General features: G+C 52.2%; 19 protein-coding genes. 8 read left to right on the top strand and 11 right to left on the bottom strand.

Annotated features, from left to right (window positions below):
* Positions 1-143: 143 nt before the first annotated feature.
* The 4 genes from AC27K1_RS01030 to AC27K1_RS01015 all read left to right on the top strand — a co-directional run bounded on the left by AC27K1_RS01030 (position 144) and on the right by AC27K1_RS01015 (position 2,386).
* A complete protein-coding gene (locus AC27K1_RS01030; RefSeq protein ID WP_487147633.1) occupies positions 144-479 on the top strand; it encodes a VOC family protein in 336 nt (111 codons plus the stop codon).
* A gap of 93 nt (positions 480-572) precedes the next feature.
* Positions 573-1,091, top strand: a complete 519-nt coding sequence (locus AC27K1_RS01025; RefSeq protein WP_487147632.1) for a DUF2937 family protein — start codon at positions 573-575, stop codon at positions 1,089-1,091.
* Positions 1,092-1,186: 95 nt separating this feature from the next.
* A complete protein-coding gene (locus tag AC27K1_RS01020; protein WP_487147630.1) occupies positions 1,187-1,822 on the top strand; it encodes a class I SAM-dependent methyltransferase in 636 nt (211 codons plus the stop codon).
* Positions 1,823-1,903: 81 nt separating this feature from the next.
* Positions 1,904-2,386 (top strand): MEKHLA domain-containing protein, encoded by a 483-nt coding sequence (locus tag AC27K1_RS01015; protein ID WP_487147629.1) that lies wholly within the window; start codon positions 1,904-1,906, stop codon positions 2,384-2,386.
* Positions 2,387-2,396: 10 nt separating this feature from the next.
* On the opposite strand, the gene mltC is transcribed toward AC27K1_RS01015, so the two are convergent.
* Together mltC and AC27K1_RS01005 are read right to left on the bottom strand one after the other, a co-directional pair.
* Positions 2,397-3,539: a membrane-bound lytic murein transglycosylase MltC gene (gene mltC / locus AC27K1_RS01010; protein ID WP_487147627.1), complete on the bottom strand. Its 1,143-nt coding sequence runs from the start codon at positions 3,537-3,539 to the stop codon at positions 2,397-2,399.
* 213 nt (positions 3,540-3,752) lie between these two features.
* Positions 3,753-4,493, bottom strand: coding sequence for an FAD-binding oxidoreductase (locus tag AC27K1_RS01005; RefSeq protein ID WP_487147625.1), 741 nt, complete (start codon positions 4,491-4,493; stop codon positions 3,753-3,755).
* A gap of 222 nt (positions 4,494-4,715) precedes the next feature.
* Between AC27K1_RS01005 and hdeA the strand changes: the two genes are divergently transcribed.
* Together hdeA and AC27K1_RS00995 are read left to right on the top strand one after the other, a co-directional pair.
* A complete protein-coding gene (hdeA, locus tag AC27K1_RS01000) occupies positions 4,716-5,060 on the top strand; it encodes an acid-activated periplasmic chaperone HdeA (protein ID WP_487147624.1) in 345 nt (114 codons plus the stop codon).
* Positions 5,061-5,139: 79 nt separating this feature from the next.
* Positions 5,140-5,727 carry a hypothetical protein gene (locus AC27K1_RS00995; RefSeq protein WP_487147623.1) on the top strand — a complete coding sequence of 196 codons (588 nt, stop codon included), beginning with the start codon at positions 5,140-5,142 and terminating at the stop codon, positions 5,725-5,727.
* A gap of 108 nt (positions 5,728-5,835) precedes the next feature.
* Here the strand turns inward: AC27K1_RS00995 and ubiD are convergent, their stop codons facing one another.
* The 3 genes from ubiD to trxA all read right to left on the bottom strand — a co-directional run bounded on the left by ubiD (position 5,836) and on the right by trxA (position 9,332).
* On the bottom strand, positions 5,836-7,302 hold the full coding sequence (gene ubiD, locus AC27K1_RS00990) for a 4-hydroxy-3-polyprenylbenzoate decarboxylase (protein WP_487147622.1): 1,467 nt from the start codon (positions 7,300-7,302) through the stop codon (positions 5,836-5,838).
* A 90-nt stretch (positions 7,303-7,392) separates the two neighbouring features.
* Positions 7,393-8,652, bottom strand: a complete 1,260-nt coding sequence (gene rho, locus AC27K1_RS00985; RefSeq protein ID WP_487147621.1) for a transcription termination factor Rho — start codon at positions 8,650-8,652, stop codon at positions 7,393-7,395.
* 338 nt (positions 8,653-8,990) lie between these two features.
* Positions 8,991-9,332: a thioredoxin TrxA gene (gene trxA / locus AC27K1_RS00980; RefSeq protein WP_487147619.1), complete on the bottom strand. Its 342-nt coding sequence runs from the start codon at positions 9,330-9,332 to the stop codon at positions 8,991-8,993.
* A gap of 200 nt (positions 9,333-9,532) precedes the next feature.
* On the opposite strand from trxA, the gene ppx reads away from it, so the two are divergent.
* On the top strand, positions 9,533-11,035 hold the full coding sequence (gene ppx / locus AC27K1_RS00975) for an exopolyphosphatase (protein WP_487147618.1): 1,503 nt from the start codon (positions 9,533-9,535) through the stop codon (positions 11,033-11,035).
* A gap of 199 nt (positions 11,036-11,234) precedes the next feature.
* Here ppx and AC27K1_RS00970 read toward each other — a convergent pair whose 3' ends face one another.
* Complete coding sequence (locus tag AC27K1_RS00970; RefSeq protein ID WP_487147616.1) at positions 11,235-12,359, bottom strand: alpha/beta hydrolase family protein; 1,125 nt, start codon at positions 12,357-12,359, stop codon at positions 11,235-11,237.
* 510 nt (positions 12,360-12,869) lie between these two features.
* Here AC27K1_RS00970 and rep point away from each other — a divergent pair.
* On the top strand, positions 12,870-14,879 hold the full coding sequence (rep, locus tag AC27K1_RS00965) for a DNA helicase Rep (RefSeq protein WP_487147615.1): 2,010 nt from the start codon (positions 12,870-12,872) through the stop codon (positions 14,877-14,879).
* Positions 14,880-14,949: 70 nt separating this feature from the next.
* On the opposite strand, the gene rpoH is transcribed toward rep, so the two are convergent.
* From rpoH to ftsY, 5 genes are all read right to left on the bottom strand, one after another.
* Entirely contained in the window at positions 14,950-15,807 is an 858-nt protein-coding gene (rpoH, locus tag AC27K1_RS00960) for an RNA polymerase sigma factor RpoH (RefSeq protein WP_487147614.1), read from the bottom strand.
* 233 nt (positions 15,808-16,040) lie between these two features.
* Complete coding sequence (locus AC27K1_RS00955) at positions 16,041-17,201, bottom strand: hypothetical protein (protein WP_487147612.1); 1,161 nt, start codon at positions 17,199-17,201, stop codon at positions 16,041-16,043.
* Positions 17,202-17,557: 356 nt separating this feature from the next.
* Entirely contained in the window at positions 17,558-18,718 is a 1,161-nt protein-coding gene (gene ftsX, locus AC27K1_RS00950; RefSeq protein ID WP_487147611.1) for a permease-like cell division protein FtsX, read from the bottom strand.
* Positions 18,715-19,389, bottom strand: coding sequence for a cell division ATP-binding protein FtsE (ftsE, locus tag AC27K1_RS00945; RefSeq protein WP_395176916.1), 675 nt, complete (start codon positions 19,387-19,389; stop codon positions 18,715-18,717). The genes ftsX and ftsE overlap by 4 nt, the downstream gene beginning before the upstream one ends.
* A gap of 76 nt (positions 19,390-19,465) precedes the next feature.
* Positions 19,466-20,824, bottom strand: a complete 1,359-nt coding sequence (gene ftsY / locus AC27K1_RS00940; protein WP_487147610.1) for a signal recognition particle-docking protein FtsY — start codon at positions 20,822-20,824, stop codon at positions 19,466-19,468.
* Between the last annotated feature and the right edge of the window lie 520 nt (positions 20,825-21,344).

Genomic DNA, 21,344 nt, shown 5'->3' with positions numbered 1-21,344 from the left:
TTGAAGCATGGGCCATTGAACAATATCAGGAAAGCGGCAAAGGTCAGGATCATTTAAGCATTCTTACGTCGATGTACAGAGAGTAATCTCATGCTGCTCAAGCAAATAGTCATGTCATATCCCAATTCAGAGTCTTGATCGCCATGAAATACCATCACCTGGGAATTCCCACACAAGAGCCGCTCAAGGATGAGATCCACCTCAAGCACCTGAAAATGTACGTCAGCGGTTATGGCAAAAATCCCTATGGCATTGAATGGGTTCGTTACGAAGCAGATGCGCCCTACCCGGACATTGTAAAAAACCTGCCACATATTGCCTTTGAAGTGGATGATATTCATGAAGCCATCAAAGGTAAGCATGTCATTATTCCCCCCAACAGCCCCAGCCCCGGGGTCGTTGTTGCCTTTATAGAGGACAATGGCGCTCCCATCGAATTCCTGCAGATAGACCGCTCGATTGCAGAACCCGGTATCTGATCATTACCCACCGGACTTGAACCCATCCTGCAACTTGCGGTCTGATAACGGTAAGGCAATGTCTTGATCAATACCGGATGGGATTATCCAGCGATGATAAGAGGTTATTTCAGGTTATTACTGTTTTCTGTCTGCCTTCTGACGGGCATTCAGATACCGGGTTTTATCGACCAGTACCAGAAAAGAATCGACGCCCATTTCAAAGAAGCCACTATCAACCTGGGCGGTTTTCAGGCAACCGCTGACCAGTTCTTCGAAGGCAGTATGCTGGCACTGATCAATCATTATCAGTCGAGCCCTGATCCTGTCTTCACGCAGGATGCTGACAGTGTCCGGCAAATATATGACCGCTACCTGATGCAGGAAAAGGAACAGACTGCCCTGGGTCAGCCCTGGTACCGAGTCGCTTTGCATGTCGCATCGCGTTACGGCAATGAATTTTTTGACGAAACGCTGTCGTCATTTTCCCGCACTGTTCCGATGACCTGGCAAGCCATTAGCTGGGGAGTCGCATTGGCTTTCTTTGTCACCTTCCTCTGCGAAAGCCTGCTCATCACTTTCTTACAACTCATCGGCATACGGCGCAAGGTTGCCATGAAGCAAACCGTTTAACCTGGAACTGCACCAGGATGGCATCATTGCCCAGGCAGGCACTGATACTCTGCGTTAATATGCTACTGAAATTGATTAAAATAATGTGACAACGCATGAATTTCTACGACAAGTACTGCCTGCCGCACCTGCTCAACTTTTGTTGCGGATTCAAAGATATTCAGGGATTACGTGCAGAGATTATTCCGGATGCTGCAGGTCGCGTACTGGAAATTGGTGCCGGATCAGGTCTGAACTTCCCGTTCTACCGTTCAGACACCGTCGAGAAGGTCTGGGCACTGGAGCCCTCTGAAGCTATGCGGTCTCTGGCGGCAAAGCGCTACCAGCAGGCACCTGTGCCTATAGAATGGTTGTCTTTGCCGGGAGAGGAGATACCGCTGGACACAAACAGCATGGATACCGTTGTTTTGACGTATACCCTCTGCACAATACCTGACTGGTACTGTGCCCTGCAGCAAATCTACCGCGTATTAAAACCGGGCGGGCGATTACTGTTCTGTGAGCATGGACGATCGCCAGCGGTTCGAATCAGCCAATGGCAGGACCACCTGACTCCTCTCTGGAAGAAACTGTTTGGAGGATGCCACCTGAATCGGGCCATTCCTGATTTAATCACGGAAGGTCATCTCGACATCCAGACACTGGACACCCAATACATGCCATTTGTCCCCAAACCCCTCGGGTTCATTTACAAGGGATATGCCGTAAAAAAACTGCCTCACTCGTTTTGACGGCTTTAGTCCGCCATTGACGGACAACCAACAAACAGGAATCCTCTTCACAATAATGATAAACAGCGGTGAATTGTTGTCATGAACCCGACACTCCCTGTGAATACAGCAATATCCTCGACAGACGAATGGCTTGCCTCACATGCAAGACTGATGGCAAACAGCTTCCAGTCACTGACAGGACAATCATTGATCGATACTTCCAGTCTCAATCTTGTCACTGCGCTGGATACTGCACCGGCAGTCATTGTTTCTCATGGCACCCAGGCAGACCCGATTTTCAATTATGCCAACCAACAGGCGCTGAAATTGTTCGAGATGGACTGGGAGACCTTTACACGACTGCCATCCCGTTATTCGGCAGAGGCGCCGGAACGGGGTGAAAGAGAACGCCTGTTACTGGAAGTTTCTGAGCACGGCTTCATAAAAAACTATGCTGGCATCCGGATCGCGGCATCCGGCCGGCGTTTTGCCATCCATAATGCCGTTGTCTGGAATTTGCTGGATGACAATGGCATTTACCATGGGCAGGCTGCAACGTTTTCTGACTGGGAGTACCTTTAAGCTCCAATCACTACATGACATTGCCAGCCATAAAGTCACGCTGGGCAGTGGTCACTTTCTCAAGATAGCGACGAGACTCCGCCCGGGGATGGCGCTTGGTCAAAGCCCAATAGACCTGGGACGGCTGCAGCTGATTAATTTTTTCTACTGCACGGCCCCTGTCCCGGTCAAAGGTTGCAAACACATTACCTGCACCACCGTTATAAGCAGAGATGATCGTATATTTTCGTGACAGAGGATCCCGAATCCCCTTGAGATAGTGGGTTTCAAGAAGATGAATATAGGCGGTTCCCGTATCAATATTATTGTGTGGTTTAAACAAATAATGTTTGGACGGCTGGTCAGACCGATTCTTGATTCGGGTAAAGACATCCTTACCAGCAGTTTTCGGGATAATCTGCATTAACCCATACGCGTTGGAGCTACTGACCGCATAAGGGTTGAAGCTGCTCTCAGTCCGGATAATGGCGTAGACCAAGCTTTCATCCACCTTGTAACGGCGGGCATACTGCCGTACCAGGCTGGCATATTGATACTGTCGTTTTTGCAGGTGGTCACGGGTCAGGTCAAAATCCACGGCATACACAGTGCCCCGTTTACTCCATTTCTGCGACAGCCTGTTTGTAATCAGGTAATCCGCATAACGGTCTGCACGCCACGGCCAGCGTATTGGCTGCTTTTCATGATCCAGCACCTGACCATACAACACCGGCTCCCCGCCTAAAGGAATATCGCGGGTGCCAAACAGATCCACAGTCTCTGGCTCATTCGGTGTCAGGAGTGTCAGGACAATCGCGTGATGCAAATCCTTTCGATCAAGGGTCTCGACATGCACCTTCCCCTTGTCAAAATCCACAAAAACCCGTGTACGGTAGTTATTGGTGTATTTGACGTATTCCTTACGTGTCGCGTGTTTTTCATCCCCCCAGTTCACCCGCGCCTCTTTCGCCAACAGGCGAACCAGTGCTTCAAAACCGATAAGGTCTTTCTGGTAGTCCATCCCTGCCGCAATCACCTGACCGGCTGAACCGGTCTGCTTCAGTAACTGGTTTCTGGCATAACTGGACGCATAATCAGAAGCCTCACGCGTCGTGCAACTGAAGAGTAACGGTGTAAGTAACAGTATCCCAAACAGACGGCGGGTATTGTGCATGAACAGTGTACATCCCTGTTGCGCAGGCTGGCGCTTTGGTATCAGGTCAAAGAGAAAAAACGCGGTAATCTAACACGCTGACCATGACAGCCAAAATATGTGGCTGCCGTAGTGTATTTACCTCCGATACAAACAATGTTCCTGAAACAATAAAACCTGCCGGTAAGCAGGTTTTATTGATCTTAGAGAAACAAGGTTACCCAATGAATGGGATTATTTAGTCACGCTTTCCCTGGGGGCATAATCAAATACATCGGAATGTACCCGACTTTCATCCACGCCTGCTGCAACCAAACCATCCAGTGTTGTATACACCATATCGGGTGAACCACTGAGATAGAAATGCGCATTACCCAGTTGATCCAGGTCATCAAGCACGGCACGGTAGAGCTGACCATGGCGTCCCGCCCAGTCATCTTCCGCTTCGGCTTCGCTGACAACGGGATGGTAATGCAGTCCCCACTCACTGCTCCACTGCACAGGCAGATGGGGCAGGTAAAAACCATGAGGACGTCGTACTCCCCAATAGAGTGAAACGGGATGCTGATGACCGTTCTGATGGGTAAATTCCACCATGCTTTTCATCTGGGCAAATCCGGTGCCGGCGGCCACCAGTACAATGGGAGCATCAGGGCAATCACCCAGATGACAATTACCATGGGGCAGGGTTGCACGAATCATTTCCCCGGACGACAGATGAGCAATAACCTGCTGCGCCCGTTCGTGCCCCGGGTAGCACTGCACATGCAATTCCAGCTCATTGCGGTTGTCACCCGGCGCCGAGGCGATGGAATAGGCACAGGGATCACCCTCAGGCATCAACACCTGCAGGTACTGCCCCGCTTCAAACGACAATGGTTTACCGTCCGCTACTACCAGGTGTACCTGGTAGATGTCTCCTGTCACCTTGTTAAGGTGCTTAACGCGAAAGGCCCGTGTTCTCTGGTCAGGCACGCTGCCCCCTCTGATCCATTACTGCTTTGGCGTGATAATAAGGTCGCTTACGTCAGGTATCAACGTCACAAAGTATCGGGATTTATCACTTTTACTGTAAAACCTCACCCCGTAGCCTGCCAGCCGGGACGACTCAACCTGCCATTCATTTGAATACTGACGTGTGGCAGAAATTGTCGTTTGAACTAGGCTTTCCGACTATGTCACTCAGAGGACACCTTCATGGGAATCAAGACACTGTGCCTGACGTGCAGTCTGGCAGTGCTGTCCTGCGTCACCTTTGCCGACAGCAAGAAAAAGTCCAACGTTCCTCCCAAGCCCATTACCAAGTGGACCTGTGCGGATTTTCTGGATATTGAAGATGACTTCCAACCCTACGCGGTTGGCTGGGCCACGGCCTACAGTAAATCCGGCAAGCCTGAAGATACGGATTTTGATGTCGATGGCGTCGATACCATTACGCCTTACATCGTTACCGTCTGTGCGCAGAACCGCAAAGCGTCATTCTGGGCAAAAGTGAAAGACAGGGTGAAACAGATGGATGCCGATTTGAAGCAGAAGATGTAAAACTTTGCCCCGAAGCAAACTTCGGGGCATGAACCTTTGCCCCATTATAGAATCCCATTTCCACAGTTATTTTTACAAAATGCCACTCAGCCCTGAAGAATGTCTGGACCTTATCAAAAACAATGTCTTTGCGATTCAAGATGAGTGTAGTTATGTTGCAAATGAGATCTTTGACCTTTTGAGTTGCGGTCCAATCTTTGAAGGTACCAGCCATGAATCACTAATAACAATGTTACATACTATCGATGATGCAATATTCCAGGTCGATTACACCGTGACCGAAAGCCTTGGGCACTCTTTTATATTGATTCAACATGGATTTCTCTTTTCTCTATACCAATCCTTTATCAATGGATACAGACTTATTGACTGGTTGAGCATGACACCATCGCAGTTTATGCCTGACACCTCATTTTCACCCTCGAACTCTTTTTCACAGCATGCAATGGTAAAATTCCTTAATATGCTGGAACATGATTTGAAACCAACAGAACAGAATAAAGAGAATCTTGCCGCTACATTCAAACGCATGTTCGGAGGAAACCCCACCAGTAGCAGGCGGCTAACCATGGCGCTGAATTTCGGACTTGGAACATCTGACAGTACTTGGCACTGGCGTAAATGCAGTCTTAAAAGTCATCATGGCAGGCGCTCAATGGGTGCCTAGAAGGCTGCCCGAAAATAGACGCCCCTCGGACGCTATTTTCGGACAACCTCCCTGGCTATTTTCCTGTAACAGGCTGTGCATTTACCCCGGCGCTCAAACAAGCATCTGTCAAAAGATACCAAGCTCATCCCAGATCTCATCCACTCGCATTTTGACCTCGTCACTCATACGAATTGCTTGCCCCCATTCTCGCTGAGTTTCACCCGGCCACTTATTCGTAGCATCGAAACCGACTTTAGAACCAAGGCCTGCGACAGGCGAGGCGAAATCCAGGTAATCAATGGGTGTGTTTTCTATAAACACCGAATCCCGCTTCGGATCCATCCGGGTGGTCATGGCCCAGATCACATCTTTCCAGTCCCGGGCATTGATATCGTCATCCGCAACGATTACAAACTTCGTATACATGAATTGCCGGAGAAAAGACCAAACGCCAAGCATGACCCGCTTGGCATGACCCGGGTACTCTTTACGTATCGTGACAACGGCCAGGCGGTAAGAACACCCTTCCGGCGGAAGATAGAAGTCTACAATCTCTGGAAACTGCTTCTGCAGAATCGGTACAAAGACTTCATTCAGTGCAACCCCGAGGATCGCAGGTTCATCCGGCGGGCGACCGGTATACGTGCTGTGATAAATGGGATCGCGGCGGTGCGTCATGCATTCCACGGTGAAGATCGGGAAGCGCTCCACCTCGTTGTAATAGCCGGTATGATCGCCGTAAGGGCCTTCATCGGCTTCCAGCCCTGGCTCAAGGTAACCTTCCAGAACAATCTCGGCACTGGCCGGTACCTGAAGGTCATTGGTCACACATTTGACCAGCTCCGTTTTGGAACCACGCAAGAGGCCGGCAAACGCATATTCTGACAGCGTATCGGGAACCGGTGTCACAGCGCCCAGAATGGTCGCCGGGTCGGCACCGAGAGCTACCGCGACAGGGAAACGCTCGCCCGGATGCTTTTCCTGCCAGTCCCGGTAATCCAGCGCACCACCACGGTGGGACAGCCAGCGCATAATCAGCTGGTTACGTCCCAGCAACTGCTGGCGATAAATTCCCAGGTTCTGGCGCTCTTTCAGCGGCCCTTTCGTAATCACCAGGGGCCAAGTTACCAATGGTGCGACATCACCTGGCCAGCAAGTTTGTACCGGCAGCTTTTCCAGGTCGACCTCATCACCGTGCAAGACGACTTCCTGGCAGGGGGCAGACCGAACCACCTTCGGCCCCATGTTCAATACCTGCCGGAATACCGGAATCTTGGCCAGCGCGTCGCGGAAGCCCTTCGGGGGTTCAGGCTCCTTGAGGTACGCCAGTAGCTTACCGATATCCCGCAACGCTTCCACATTATCCTGCCCCATACCCATGGCGACACGGCGAGGCGTTCCAAACAGGTTGGCCAGCACAGGAATGTCATACCCCTTGGGGTTTTCAAACAACAGGGCCGGGCCTTCACGACGGAGGGTGCGATCACTGATTTCCGTCATTTCCAGGTTGGGATCCACTTCTGCGGTAATACGCTTCAGCTCGCCCTGCTTTTCCAGCTGGTCGATAAAATCGCGGAGGTCGCGGTATTTCATGGAAGGTCACTTCGTCTGTGCACAGTCTGGCGATGATACGACATAAACAAAAGGCCGGTAAAACCGGCCTTTTGCTCAATTATCCATGTATTACTTGCGCTTCATGGACTGGAAGAATTCCGTATTGGTCTTGGTATGCTTCATACGATCCAACAGGAATTCAATCGCGGCGATCTCATCCATCGGGTGGAGGATCTTGCGCAGAATCCACATCCGCTGCAGCTCTTCTTCGGTGGTCAGCAGGTCTTCACGGCGGGTACCGGACTTGTTGATACCGATAGCCGGGAATACACGCTTCTCTGCAATACGACGATCCAGGTGCACCTCCATATTACCGGTGCCCTTGAATTCCTCGAAGATAACTTCGTCCATCTTGGAGCCGGTATCCACCAGCGCGGTCGCGATGATGGTCAGGCTGCCGCCCTCTTCAATGTTACGGGCCGCACCGAAGAAGCGCTTCGGACGCTCCAGTGCGTGGGCATCCACACCACCGGTCAGTACCTTACCGGAAGATGGAATCACGGTGTTGTAGGCACGGGCCAGACGGGTGATGGAGTCGAGCAGGATGACAACATCTTTCTTGTGCTCAACCAGACGCTTGGCCTTTTCCAGTACCATCTCGGCGACCTGAACGTGACGTGATGGCGGTTCGTCGAAGGTAGACGCAACCACTTCACCGCGTACAGAACGGGCCATCTCGGTCACTTCTTCCGGACGTTCGTCGATCAGCAGAACGATCAGGTGACATTCCGGGTTATTCTTGGTGATATTTGCCGCAATGTTCTGCAGCATCAGGGTCTTACCAGCCTTCGGCGGGGAGACCACCAGACCACGCTGTCCCTTGCCCACCGGGGATACCAGGTCGATGATTCGGCCGGTCAAATCTTCGGTGGAACCGTTACCCATTTCCATGAGCAGGCGTTCATTGGGGAACAGAGGCGTGAGGTTTTCGAAAAGAATCTTGTTGCGGGCGTTTTCAGGCTTGTCGAAATTGATTTCGCTGACTTTCAGAAGGGCAAAATAGCGCTCACCTTCTTTCGGGGGGCGAATCTTGCCCGATATGGTATCCCCCGTGCGCAGATTGAAACGGCGGATCTGGCTGGGTGATACATAGATGTCATCGGGGCCCGCCAGGTAGGAACTGTCGGCGGAACGGAGAAAACCGAACCCGTCCTGAAGGATTTCCAGAACGCCGTCCCCGTAAATATCCTCACCGCTGCGCGCATGGCGTTTCAGGATAGTAAAAATGACATCCTGCTTGCGTGAGCGGGCAAGATTCTCAAGTCCCATTTCTTCTGCAATTTTCAGCAGCTCAGGGACACTTTTTTTCTTTAATTCGGTAAGATGCATAACTGACTGTGTGAGTTACTCAGTGAAAGGCGAAATCCGGTTGCTGGTCTATTCGCTGATAAATGTGTCAGGCTTTCGTTCGATTTATGATTCAGATGAGAATGTTGGCCTGCGGTTCCGACTGGGGCTCTGTGATGCCAGATACTTGCTTGCCGGAAAGCGGCGTCAGCGATGGTCGATTAATTCTAAATCTAACACTGTCTACAAAGACCGTCCAGCATCCAGCCGATAATTTTTTACGTTTTTTAACCAGAACCAAGGGACGGGGCAAGAATAGCAGGGAAAATGCCCAGCGACCAGTCGTACAGGCACTGATCGCCGGTTTCAAACGCCGGGAATCAGGCCAGGTTGCTGTCCAGAAACGCAGTCAGCTGGGACTTTGACAGGGCGCCGACCTTGGTGGCTTCTACAGAACCATTGATGAACAGCATCAGGGTCGGGATACCGCGAACACCGTACTTCGGCGCCGTGGCTTCATTTTCGTCAATGTTCAGTTTGCAGACCTTAAGCTTGCCATCGTACTCGGCAGCGATCTCTTCCAGCACCGGCGCAATCATCTTGCAGGGGCCGCACCATTCGGCCCAGTAATCCACCAGCACCGGTATCTCGGCATTCAGAACCTGCTCCTCAAAGGTCGCGTCCGTGATATTGACAATCCCGCTTTCGGCAATCTCGCTCATGGATACAGACTCCTAACAATCAAGAAATTTCACAAGAGCGCAATCATAGCACTGGCCTGCGACAGTGATAAACCCTTTGCCCACCGCCTGAATCATGCCCCTGTTTATGCCCTGCATTGCCTGACCGTCTGGCCAGTGCTGTCCCCCTCTTTGCAGACATCTGGTATTCTTCACCCAATACCCGAAGTGACTGATAACCCATGACAACACCTGATGTCACCCATGCCGAAAGCCAGCCGCTCGTGGCGGCCATAGACCTCGGCTCCAACAGTTTTCACATGATTGTGGCCCGCCAGGATCACAATGAAATCCGTCCGGTCGAGCGACTGGGGGAAAAAGTACAGCTCGCCGCCGGCATTGATGAACAGGGGCTGCTGACCGATGAGGCTATGGAACGGGGTCTCGATTGCCTGCGCAAGTTTGCCGAATATATTGACGGCATGGCTTCTGAGAATATTCGTATCGTAGGTACCAACGCCCTGCGCAAGGCCAGAAACAGTGACACCTTTGTTCGCCTGGCTGAGCAGGAACTGGGGCACCCCATCGACATTATTGCCGGACGCGAAGAAGCCCGCCTGATTTACCTGGGTGTGGCGCAAACCTATTCCGATGACAACGAACGTCGTCTGGTCGTCGATATCGGTGGCGGCAGTACCGAATTCATCATCGGCCAGCGCTTTGAGCCCAGGCTGCTGGAAAGTCTGCACATGGGCTGTGTAAGTTATACCCACCAGCATTTTCCCAATGGCAACCTCAGCGAGAAACGTTTCCAGGAAGCGTATTACAGCGCCCGCCTGGAGCTGATGAACATTGAGAAAACCTACCGAAAAGAAGGTTGGGTTGAAGCCATCGGCTCTTCGGGTTCCGTTAAGTCAGTACACGGCATCCTGGCGGAACAGGGTATTGATCGCATCACCCGGGATGGACTGAAAAAGTTAAAGCGTGACGTACTGCAATTCCGAAAAGTCGAACGGGTACATTTCCCGGGACTGAAACCCGAACGTGCCGCCATATTTCCTGCAGGGCTGGCGATACTCACCGCGGTTTTCGACAGCCTGGATATCGACAGCATGGACTACTCCGATGGTGCACTGCGCGAAGGCGTGCTGTACGACCTGGTGGGTCGCCAGAGCCATGAAGATGTCCGCGAACGCACCATCAGCGCGCTAATGACCCGATATCATGTCGATGAGGAACAGGCCCGTCGTGTCAGCAAACATGCGACACTGCTGTTTCAGCAGGTTGCTGCTGACTGGAAACTGAATGAACTCGATCTCAAGCTCCTGCAAGGCGCTGCCCTGCTGCATGAGATCGGTCTGGATATCTCCCATATCCAGTTCCACCGCCACGGCGCCTATATTATCCGTAATTCTGACCTGCTGGGCTTCTCCAGCCGTGAGCAGCAACAACTGGCCATGCTGGTACGGGGTCATCGACGGACATTACCGCTGCAATCGCTCTACCAGCTGCCTCGCGCCGAATTCACCCGACTGCTGCGATTGATGATCCTGCTACGCCAGGCCATTCTGTTAAACCAGATTCGTACCGATCGCCTGCCGGATATTGCGCTTCAGGTGAAAGACCGCCAGATAACGTTACAGTTCCCGGAAGGGTGGCTGGATAAACGCTCACTGACCAAAACCAATATCGAACATGAGCGCGAATACTTGCAGCGGGCGGGTTATAAGCTGAAATATGTCTGATAATGCGTTGAAAACGTATTAGGAACCCCACCCCTGAATTATTTTCGCTTTCTGTAGTCGAACCCTGAAATACGTTATGGGTTCGACTATCGTCAATCCTGCAGTTTCTGGTTGTATCGCTATTTCGTTTGAGCTGAATTTAATACGACGATTATTGAATAATAAACAGTGTCTGAAAAATACAGGAAAGATTGCTCAACTATTCCGTTTTGTCCCCTGCATTGGACTCTGCCATAGCAGCTAATACCTTATCGTATTGCTCCGCTCGCTCCGCCAGTGACAGGAATTCAGGCGACGTCGCATTACGGCTGAAAAAAGTATCAACATCCTCAAAAAAATTGTCGGGTATATAAGTATGCCCGGCTTTAGCTTCATTATCGGGATGGGTTAACGTCAGAAACACCAGCCTGCTTTTAACTGCCCCGGAAAGGGTTTGACACGAAGCAACAAACAACTGCTGCGCATGCTGATAAGGAATAATCTCATCATCCCTGGGATGCGCAATACAAACTCGAGCTGTCTCGCTTTTACCCAGAAAGTCCTGCAGATACTTACAGCTTGGCAGATCGTAACTGAGCATAAAATCAGGCACAGGGAAATGCACACGAGATAGTTGTTTGAGACTGTAGTAAGGAGCAAGCAACAACAGCGCATCGACCATTTTCACCTGATGACGACGCGTCCGAGACTTTATCGCCGGTAAATCATGGCTTTTATTGGCAACATAGGCCGAAATACCTGTACCAATTGAATACCCGCCAACAAACATCTTTTGCCGTTGATTTCTTTTCAGCTCAATAGCTTTGTTAAAAAAGCGCCAGGATACATCCAAAAGATCCTCAATACAGCTAATGTTCCCCTGAGACTCACCATAACCAGGATATTCACTCCATAGGGAGTCATAACCAAGGCCTGCCATTTGGGAACCAAAGGTGAAAGCACAATCCCTGGCGGTATGAAAATTCCCATGATAAAAAACGATAATACCCTGCACCTTGTCTGCGTTGGTTTTGATATGCCATCCCACAATCTCAGCATGATTGGATGTCACCGAAACCCGTGTCATTGCCAGGTTAGAAGGAAATCCTTCTCCCGTTTCAGCTTGATATTCTGCAACAGTACCAAACCGACTTTGCAATGGAAAAAGCATAAAGCTTTCAACACACCTGGGTACTGACGCCAGACCGTTGAAAAAACAATCAATCACGCGAAAGAGTATTTGCCTGTTGTTATTGGTTCCATCAAGATTCAATAATTCCCTGAACGGCTGCCCAAATTCAATGCGCCCTCCCATTACCAAACGGGTAATGTTTTGGAAACGCATAAGCCAACACCCCCTCCTTGTTAGAAGCAGTGTATTTCGGGACAATCCTCCCGCGCTATTTGAGAGCATAATCGCCTGCCGGGATATGGCTCTCACCCTCACGGAAAGTCCATTAATGAAAGTAACCCGTGTCGATTGCCCTTCTTCATTCATGTGCGTACGCACACCGGGTCTTCCAGAAGAATGTGTTACTCTCCCCACTGTCAGAGGCCTCACTTCAGAATAAAAGGCATGCTCTGTTGACCACAGGGAAAGCACCAGGTTCACTCGCGTCTCCAACACCTTCAGACAGCAAAAAAAACAACGAAACAACGTTAAGCCTAGCGATGTAGCCCGATACCGTGGCGCTTCAGCGGATAAAGCAATTTTCTCTACAACATGGGATTTGCATCTTCGAATGACCTGATGACAGATGAGGCAAGCCACATCGGCTAACAGGCAAAATTACGCAGTGACTCCAAACCCTGTCACGATACAATATCCCTTTTTTGCAAGGAGTCGCTCCCCACTGTGTCCAGGCTCAATGATCGACAGGCTGAAGCGGTTAACTACATCAGCGGCCCCCTGCTGGTGCTGGCCGGCGCCGGCAGCGGCAAGACCAGCGTGATCACTACCAAGATCGCCTACCTCATTCAGGAATGCGGCCTCAAGGCCCGCAATATTGTTGCCGTCACCTTTACCAACAAGGCGGCGCGGGAGATGAAGGAGCGGGTCGGCAAACTGGTGAAGGGGCGCGCCTCCCATGGCCTGACGGTTTCGACCTTCCATAACCTCGGCCTGAACATCATCCGCAAAGAGCACAAGGCGCTGGGCTTCAAGCCGGGCTTCTCCATCTTTGACGACCAGGACGCAAAGTCACTGATCAAGGAGCTGATGCACCGCGAACTGGCGGATAATGACGACTCCCTGGATTTCATTCAGCATGTCATCTCCAACTGGAAGAACGACATGCTGGCGCCGGAAACCGCCCTGCAGATGGCGCGCAATGACCAGGAGATGCTTGCGGCCCGGGTGTATCTCCATTACAACCGCACCCTTCGCGCCTATAACGCGGTCGATTTTGATGACCTGATCCTGCTGCCGGTGCAACTGTTCCGCGATAATCCGGACGTCCTGGAGCGCTGGCAGAAAAAAATCCATTACATGCTGGTCGATGAGTACCAGGACACCAACTCGACCCAGTACCTGCTGGTCAAGCAGCTGGTCGGCGGCCATTCGCGCTTCACCGTGGTGGGTGATGACGACCAGTCCATCTATGCCTGGCGGGGTGCGCGACCGGAAAACCTGATCCAGCTGAACGAAGACTTTCCCGGCCTGAAACTGATCAAGCTTGAGCAGAACTATCGCTCCACCAGCCGCATCCTGAAAGCCGCCAACGTGCTGATTGACAACAATCCCCATGTCTTCGACAAGAAGCTCTGGAGTGAGCTGGGCATGGGCGAGGAGATCCGCATTATTCGTTGTCGTAACGAGGACGCTGAATCGGAGCGGGTTGCCACGGAGATCCTGACCCACAAGCTCAAGCACGACACCCACTACCGGGATTACGCCATCCTCTACCGGGGCAACCATCAGTCCCGCCTGCTGGAACTGAAACTGCAGCAGCACCAGGTGCCCTACCATATCACCGGCGGCACCTCGTTTTTCTCACGTGCAGAGGTCAAGGACATCATGGCCTACCTGCGCCTGGTGGTGAATCCGGATGATGACAACGCGTTTCTGCGTATCATCAATGTGCCACGCCGGGAGATTGGCCCGACCACGCTTGAGAAGCTGGGCACTTATGCGGGGGATCGCCACATCAGTCTTTACCAGGCCTGCCATGAGTTTGGCCTCGAACAGGTGCTGGACGCCCGTTACGTGGAAAAGCTACGCCGTTTCACCGCCTGGATGGATGACATCACCCGCCGCTGCAGCACGGATGACCCGATCGCCACCATCAAGGAGATGATCGCCGACAGCGATTATGAAAACTGGCTCTACCAGAACTCCAGCAGTGAAGTGGTCGCGGAAAAGCGGATGGGCAATGTGTGGTTCCTGGTGGATTCTATCCAGCAGATTCTGGATCGTGCCGATGAAGACGCTACCATTGAGGACGCCATCTCCCGACTTCTGCTTCGGGACATGATGGAGCGGCAGGAAGAAGAAGACGATTCAGACAAAGTGCAGCTGCTCACCCTGCATGCCTCCAAGGGCCTGGAATATCCCTATGTCTTTATGGTTGGCATGGAAGAAGACCTGCTGCCTCACCGCACCAGCATTGAAGAAGACAATGTCGAGGAAGAACGCCGCCTGACCTATGTTGGCATCACCCGTGCCCGCAAGGCGCTGACCATGACGCTGGCAGCTACCCGCCGACAATTCGGAGAAACCATCGATACCACCCCCAGCCGGTTTATTGATGAGCTGCCCCAGGAAGACCTGGCCTATGAAGGCTGGGGAGAACGGAGTACGCCGGAGCAACAGTCGGCCCGTGGCAATGATGCTCTCTCACTGATGCGGAAAAGCCTGGAACTGTAAGTTCTGCATTTTTCTTCCTGCCACAAAAAACGCCGCTTAAAAAGCGGCGTTTTTTTGTGCCTGATAAACATCAGGCAGCCATAAAACCTTTCAGCTTTTTTAGCGCATTGTTTTCCAGCTGACGAATACGCTCGGCGGAAACCCCATACTTCGCAGCCAGCTCATGCAGGGTGGCCTTGTTATCTTCATCCAGCCAGCGGCTCTGAAGAATATCCCGGCTTCTTTCATCCAGGCTGTTCAGGGCATCCTGAAGCTGCCGGGTGGCATTGTTTTCCCAGTCGCTTTCTTCCAGCTGGGTGGCCGGATCATAACGCTGATCTTCAAGGTAATGTACCGGCGCCTGGTAACCGGTATCGCTGTCGTCATCAGCGTAGCCGTCGAACGCGGTATCCTGCCCCGTCATGCGGCTTTCCATCTCGCGGACAACATCGGGATCAACGCCGAGATCCTTGGCAACCGCCTCGGCTTCATCGGTCGATAACCAGCCCAGACGCTTCTTGCTGGAACGCAGGTTGAAGAACAGCTTGCGCTGCGCCTTGGTGGTGGCGATCTTGACGATACGCCAGTTACGCAGAATGAATTCGTGGATTTCCGCCTTGATCCAGTGCACGGCAAAAGAGACCAGCCGTACCCCGTATTCCGGGTTGAAACGCTTGACCGCCTTCATCAGGCCGACGTTGCCTTCCTGGATCAGGTCAGCCTGGGACAGGCCATACCCGGTATAACTTCTGGCGATGTGCACCACAAAACGCAGGTGCGACATAACCAGCTGCCTTGCCGCTTCCAGGTCATTCTGATAGTACAGGCGTTCCGCCAGTTCACGCTCCTGGTCAGCGGACAACACAGCGATGCTGCTTACGGCCTGGATGTACGCATCAAGGTTGCGCCCCGGCACAAGCAATTCAACACGCTGTAAACTGTTACCCATTGACGAACTCCGAAAGTGAAAATTGCAGTGAGTGTAACACTCTTTCAAACAGACAACTAATCCCTGAATTAGTTCAATTTCATAGCATTATTTTTACGGCTTCCTGATAAAATTATACTACACAGATAGACGGTAGGCAGGGTCAAAGCCCTGCATCACAATCAGCAGAGACCGGTAAAAGCCCTGACAAAATGACAGGTATCCCCGGTTAATAATGAGCACGTGGGACAGTGTCACAATTCAGGGAAGCCATCGTCGATGTAGCTGCCGGTATCTGCAACCATACCCAGCAAGCGCTTTTCCGCCATTCCGTACTCCCGATCATTTCCAAGCATTTCAGCCTCGGCTCCCCGATGGAGCAACCGATGGCTGTTCGTAAACAAGAACCCCCCATTTTCTTCATAGGAGAACTTTTCCTCGGACCCCTCTCTCACTTTTTCAGGACCGTCTTCTTCAGCGATATCCAGACCGCCCCCGATATAACCCGTGCCGTCTGCGTGAATGGGTGGATTCATTAAAACCGTCATGCTGGTGACTTGAGAACCGTCTCTATGCCAGTCCATATCCTTAAAGCGGTTTTCCGCTGTTATGGGGTAGCGGAGGATCTGGACATCAAGGAAATTTACCGTTTGATTTTGCCATCCATTTTCCCTGGCCATAACCTCCATCGCATTCCTGACAAGTTCTCTTAGCGGTTTATTATCAGGTTTCAAATAGAGTTGATGCTTTACCATTTGCCGCCAATTGGTAATTTTGAATTTTTCATCAAATTGAACACCCTTTACGTTACGTCCAAGGACATAGGCATAAACGCAACCGTGACCAAGGTTATATATATGAGAGGCTAAAGCAACGTCACTTTTCCTTGACTCTCCAGCCCTGCCAATAGAATTAAGTTCCTGCAAGGATGGCCTGACAAAAAAAACCTTATCCGAATCAATCAATTGATTTGCATTGTTCAATATTTCAGGATCAAGTACTGCCGTTAACTTCCTGAAGCTATCGCCAAACTTAACGCTATCAAAACCTTCATACCAGCGACATTCTTTAATCGATTGTTCATACCGGGAATGATTCGTAAGAGGGTATTCGCTGGCAAACAAAGGCAATGTCGAATCTGTTGACAAAATCTGAGAGTCTGCTGAGGAATGATCAATGCTACGCGTCTGGATACGCGTACCTGGTAGCCATGCAGATGGCTCCATTTGCGAGCAAGTGTAAGCAGCAACAGCTGCTGTCATCCCAGCCCCAAGTACACGCCAAATCGAAAAACCGCATATCTTCCAGGGTTTACTTTTTGACTGATCAGGATCAACTTGACTGGTGGAAGATTCAGATGTTACATCTCCACCGAAGTTAGCTATTTTTCTTGCATCCATGCGAGATGAATCCATTACAATACTCCTTCATTTCTGGATTACACCTTCCAACTGACCGGTTTGCTATATAAAAGTTCCCCCAAATGATTATCTCCGCCGGTAAAGTCTGGGGCCAATATCTCTCGCCAGAAATAAAACCAAACATCAAAAGACTGAGTATGCTCTTATAAGAAACAAGCGCTGTCAGCTTTCTCCCTTCCCCTATGGCACCGTGGGTGTTGTCTCTACGATAACACCCAGGCCTCTTTCAGCATTGAGACATGCATGGCATTAGCGGATTAACTGACCGATCAAACAATAAACCTTACTAACTATCTGCTACTCACGAATCAAAATACGCCCGGAAGTGACCTGTTACAGGCGGGGCGCCATCAAAGATCAGCGCCCGTTTCATCCAGAAGTAACTGTCGCCGACAAGTCAAAAATGCCCCCAACGTGGCAATAGCGGCACCTGAAACAAGGAGTACCAGCGTATCCGCAACATTCAGGAAAGCAGGATTATAGTCGCCCTGGTAAAGGCGCAGCAGATCATCCACCGCTCCGGACGCCATCAGGAACAGGGTGCCGGACAGTAACCAGGCCATCATCGCACCCAGCACACCATACCAGAACCCCGTGTAGACAAACGGCAGCATGATATAACCGTCGGTACCGCCAACCAGCCGGATCACCCGGATCTCATCCATGCGCGCCGTCACCAGCAGTCGGATGGTATTGCCTACCGCCAGCAACAGGGCCACCGCGAGAATAGACGCCAATCCCCAGGTCGCCTGACGCCCCAGGCTCAGGATGGCATGGACGCGCTCCACCCAGTCACGATCCAGACGTACCACATCAACCTGGGGCAACCGGGACAAACGTTCCTGAAGCGCAACCAATTGAGCCGGTGCCAAAGACAGTTCCGGCGTTACTTCCAGCACCGCCGGCAGCGGATTTTTGCCCAGCTGGCTCGCCAGTCCGGCGAGTCCTGCCTGCCGCTCAAATTCCGCCAGTCCCTGTTCTGCAGAGATATAGGAAACCGTTTCGACACCAGGCTCCTTCATCAACGTCTGCTGCAGCTGCCTGCCCTGTTCCTCACTGGCATCCAGTGTCAGAAACAGCGACAAACGGGCAACACCCTGCCAACCACCGGCCAGGGTTTCGATATTGCTCAACGAAACATAAAGCAGCGTGGGCAGCGACAATGAAATCCCCAGCACCAGAATCGTCATCAGACTGGCCAGCGGTGTCGCCATCAGCCGGGAAAATGCCTCTCCCGCCACCCGCTTTTGCAGAATAAAGAACCGGCGCATGCCTGCCCCATCACGACGCTCACGGGGAGCAGACTTTGCCGGCGGCGCTTGATGGGATGGCGGATGCGAGTGAGCCTTCTCCTTCTGCCGACGTTTCCCTTCCCGGCCACGTCCATCCGATGCGACAGCCGCTTCCCGCCAGGTGGTCACAGCCTGCTTCCTGGCGCGTTCATGCCCGCGCCGTTCAGACGCCCGTTGCGATTGTCCGGACGATTTCCGCTTAAAAAAAGAACCGATCATGCCGACACCACCTGGCAGTCACGCACCAACTGTCCCTGATCCAGTGTCAGTACTCGCTTTCCCATTCGCCTCACCAGTTCCAGGTCATGGGTTGCAACCAGAACAGTGACGCCGGCCTGATGAAAGTTATGGAACAGCTGCATAATCTCTTCCGAGAGTTCCGGGTCAAGGTTACCCGTCGGTTCATCCGCCAGCAGTACCGGTGGACGATTCACCACCGCCCGAGCAATGCCAACCCGCTGCTGCTCACCTGTCGATAGTGACAACGGATTCTGTTTTTCCTTGTTAAGCAAACCGACCATATCCAGCGCCGCTCTCACGCGACGCGCCCCCTCTTCCGGGGAAAAGCCGGCCACCTGCAGGGGAATCGCCACATTATCGAAAACAGAACGGTCAAACAGCAGCTGATGGTTCTGGAACACCACGCCGATATTGCGCCGCAACGAAGGAATCTGCGCCCGCCGCAACCGGGATAACTGGTAACCACCCACCTGGATAGAACCTGATGTAGGACGATCCATCAGGATGATCAGTTTCAGCAGTGAACTTTTACCCGCACCGGAATGGCCGGTCAGAAATGCCATTTCGCCCCGGTCCAACCGGAAGCTGATCTGGTTCAATCCCACATGGCCATTGGGGTAACGCTTGGTGATATTGTCAAAATGAATCATGTTTGTCGGGCCCGGCATGGACCGGGCGTCCTTCTGTGATCATTAATGAAACACGGCGGACGCCCCCATCTCCCTGTTATTGAAACTCGGTATCGGCAAACAAGGCATCCACAAACTCCGCCGCCTTGAAAGGCCGCAGGTCATCAATCTGCTCACCCACGCCCAGGAAGCGGATCGGCAACTGCATTTGCCGCGCCAGGGCAAAGACCACCCCGCCCTTGGCCGTGCCATCCAGCTTGGTGAGCGCCATTCCCGTTACCTGTACGGTGTCATTGAAGAGCTTCGCCTGACTGAGGGCATTCTGGCCGGTACCGGCATCCATCACCAGCAGGACTTCATGGGGCGCCGCCTCATCCAGCTTGCCCAACACCCGCTTGACCTTTTTCAGCTCTTCCATCAGGTGTTCCTTGTTATGCAGACGTCCGGCGGTATCCGCAATCAGGACATCGGCGCCACGGGCTTTGGCGGCTTCAAAGGCATCGTAAATCACGGAAGCACTGTCAGCACCGGTATGCTGGGCAATGACCGGAATCTGGTTACGATCGCCCCACACCTGCAGCTGCTCCACGGCGGCCGCACGGAAGGTATCACCTGCGGCCAGCATTACCTTGCGGCCTTCTTTCTGCAGACGCTTGGCCAGCTTGCCGATGGTGGTGGTTTTACCCACGCCATTCACGCCGACAACCAGGATGACATAGGGTTTACGGCTTTCATCAATCACCAGCGGCTTGTCCGCCGGCTCAAGGATTTTGGCCAGTTCAACCTTGAGTGCCGCCATCAGGGCATCGGCGTCATCCAGCTCCTTATACTTAACCCGCTCCGTCAGGCCGGCCATGATGTCACGGGTGGCTTCCACCCCGACATCCGCCATCACCAGTTCGGTTTCCAGGTCTTCCAGCAGCTCGTCATCGATCTCTTTCTTACCGATGAAGAGCGTGGCCACACCTTCTACCAGGGAAGCACGGGTTTTGCTCAGTCCCTTCTTCATCCGGCTGAAGAAGCTACTGCCCGCCGTTTCTGGCTCCGGTTCAGTCTGGGGAGCCGGTTCAGTCTGGGGAGCCGGTTCCGGTTCAACCTGGGCAGCCAACTCTGGTGCCTTTTCAGGCTCAACGGGCTGGGCAGACTGCACAGGGGCCGGCGGTATCTCCGGCTCCACGGGTTTCGGCGCTACCACTTCCGCAGGCTGTTCAGGCGCTTTTTCAGCGACGGTGGGTTCTGCCGGAGCGGCAGGCTGACTCTCAACGGCCGTCTCACGCGCCTCAGACTCTGCCACTGAAGGCTGGTTTTCCGCAGCAGTGGGTGATTCCGGCGCTACAGGCTGTTCAGTTTCCGGCTGGCTCTCGGGCGCCGGTTGCGGTGCGACGGTTTCGTCTTTCTTGCCCCAAGGCCAGAAACGGCGTTTTTCCGCACCTTTTTCGTCTTTTTTGCCAAACATCGTCGTTACTTGATCATCGAGCTGAGTGGACGTTGCTGCGAACCCGGAATCGACGCAGATTCAGCGGCAGGCAGAAACAACGTGGGAAATAACCCGAATCATACCATTTGTGCCGCCAAGGGATGAAATTTATAACGTACGATCACTGACAATCTGCACACCCCGGAAAACACGTACACACCACACACTTGTGAACAACCAATACCAATATGCATGGCACTGAACTTTTGCTTATTGCCAGTGACAAATGTGTCGACATTTTAAATTTACAACCGAAAAGCATGTTTATATGGCCAGTTCTATCAGCTCCACTTCCCTTCAAACCGCTTCCCCGACCGAACCCTCCACATCTGGTAGGCTTAGAGCTTTATCGGATAAACAAGAGACCAATTGGTACCAATCTGAATTTGCGAACCTTCCTTTGGAATCGCTTCCGGAGCCTGTATATCCTCACCTGACCTCATGCTTCAGCCTGAAAGACCTAGCTGAACTTGGAAGAGTATCTAGAACAACAAGGGTT

The sequence above is a fragment of the Kistimonas ophiarachnellae genome, from assembly GCF_057552235.1.
This window is presented reverse-complemented; position numbering and strand designations above follow the sequence as displayed.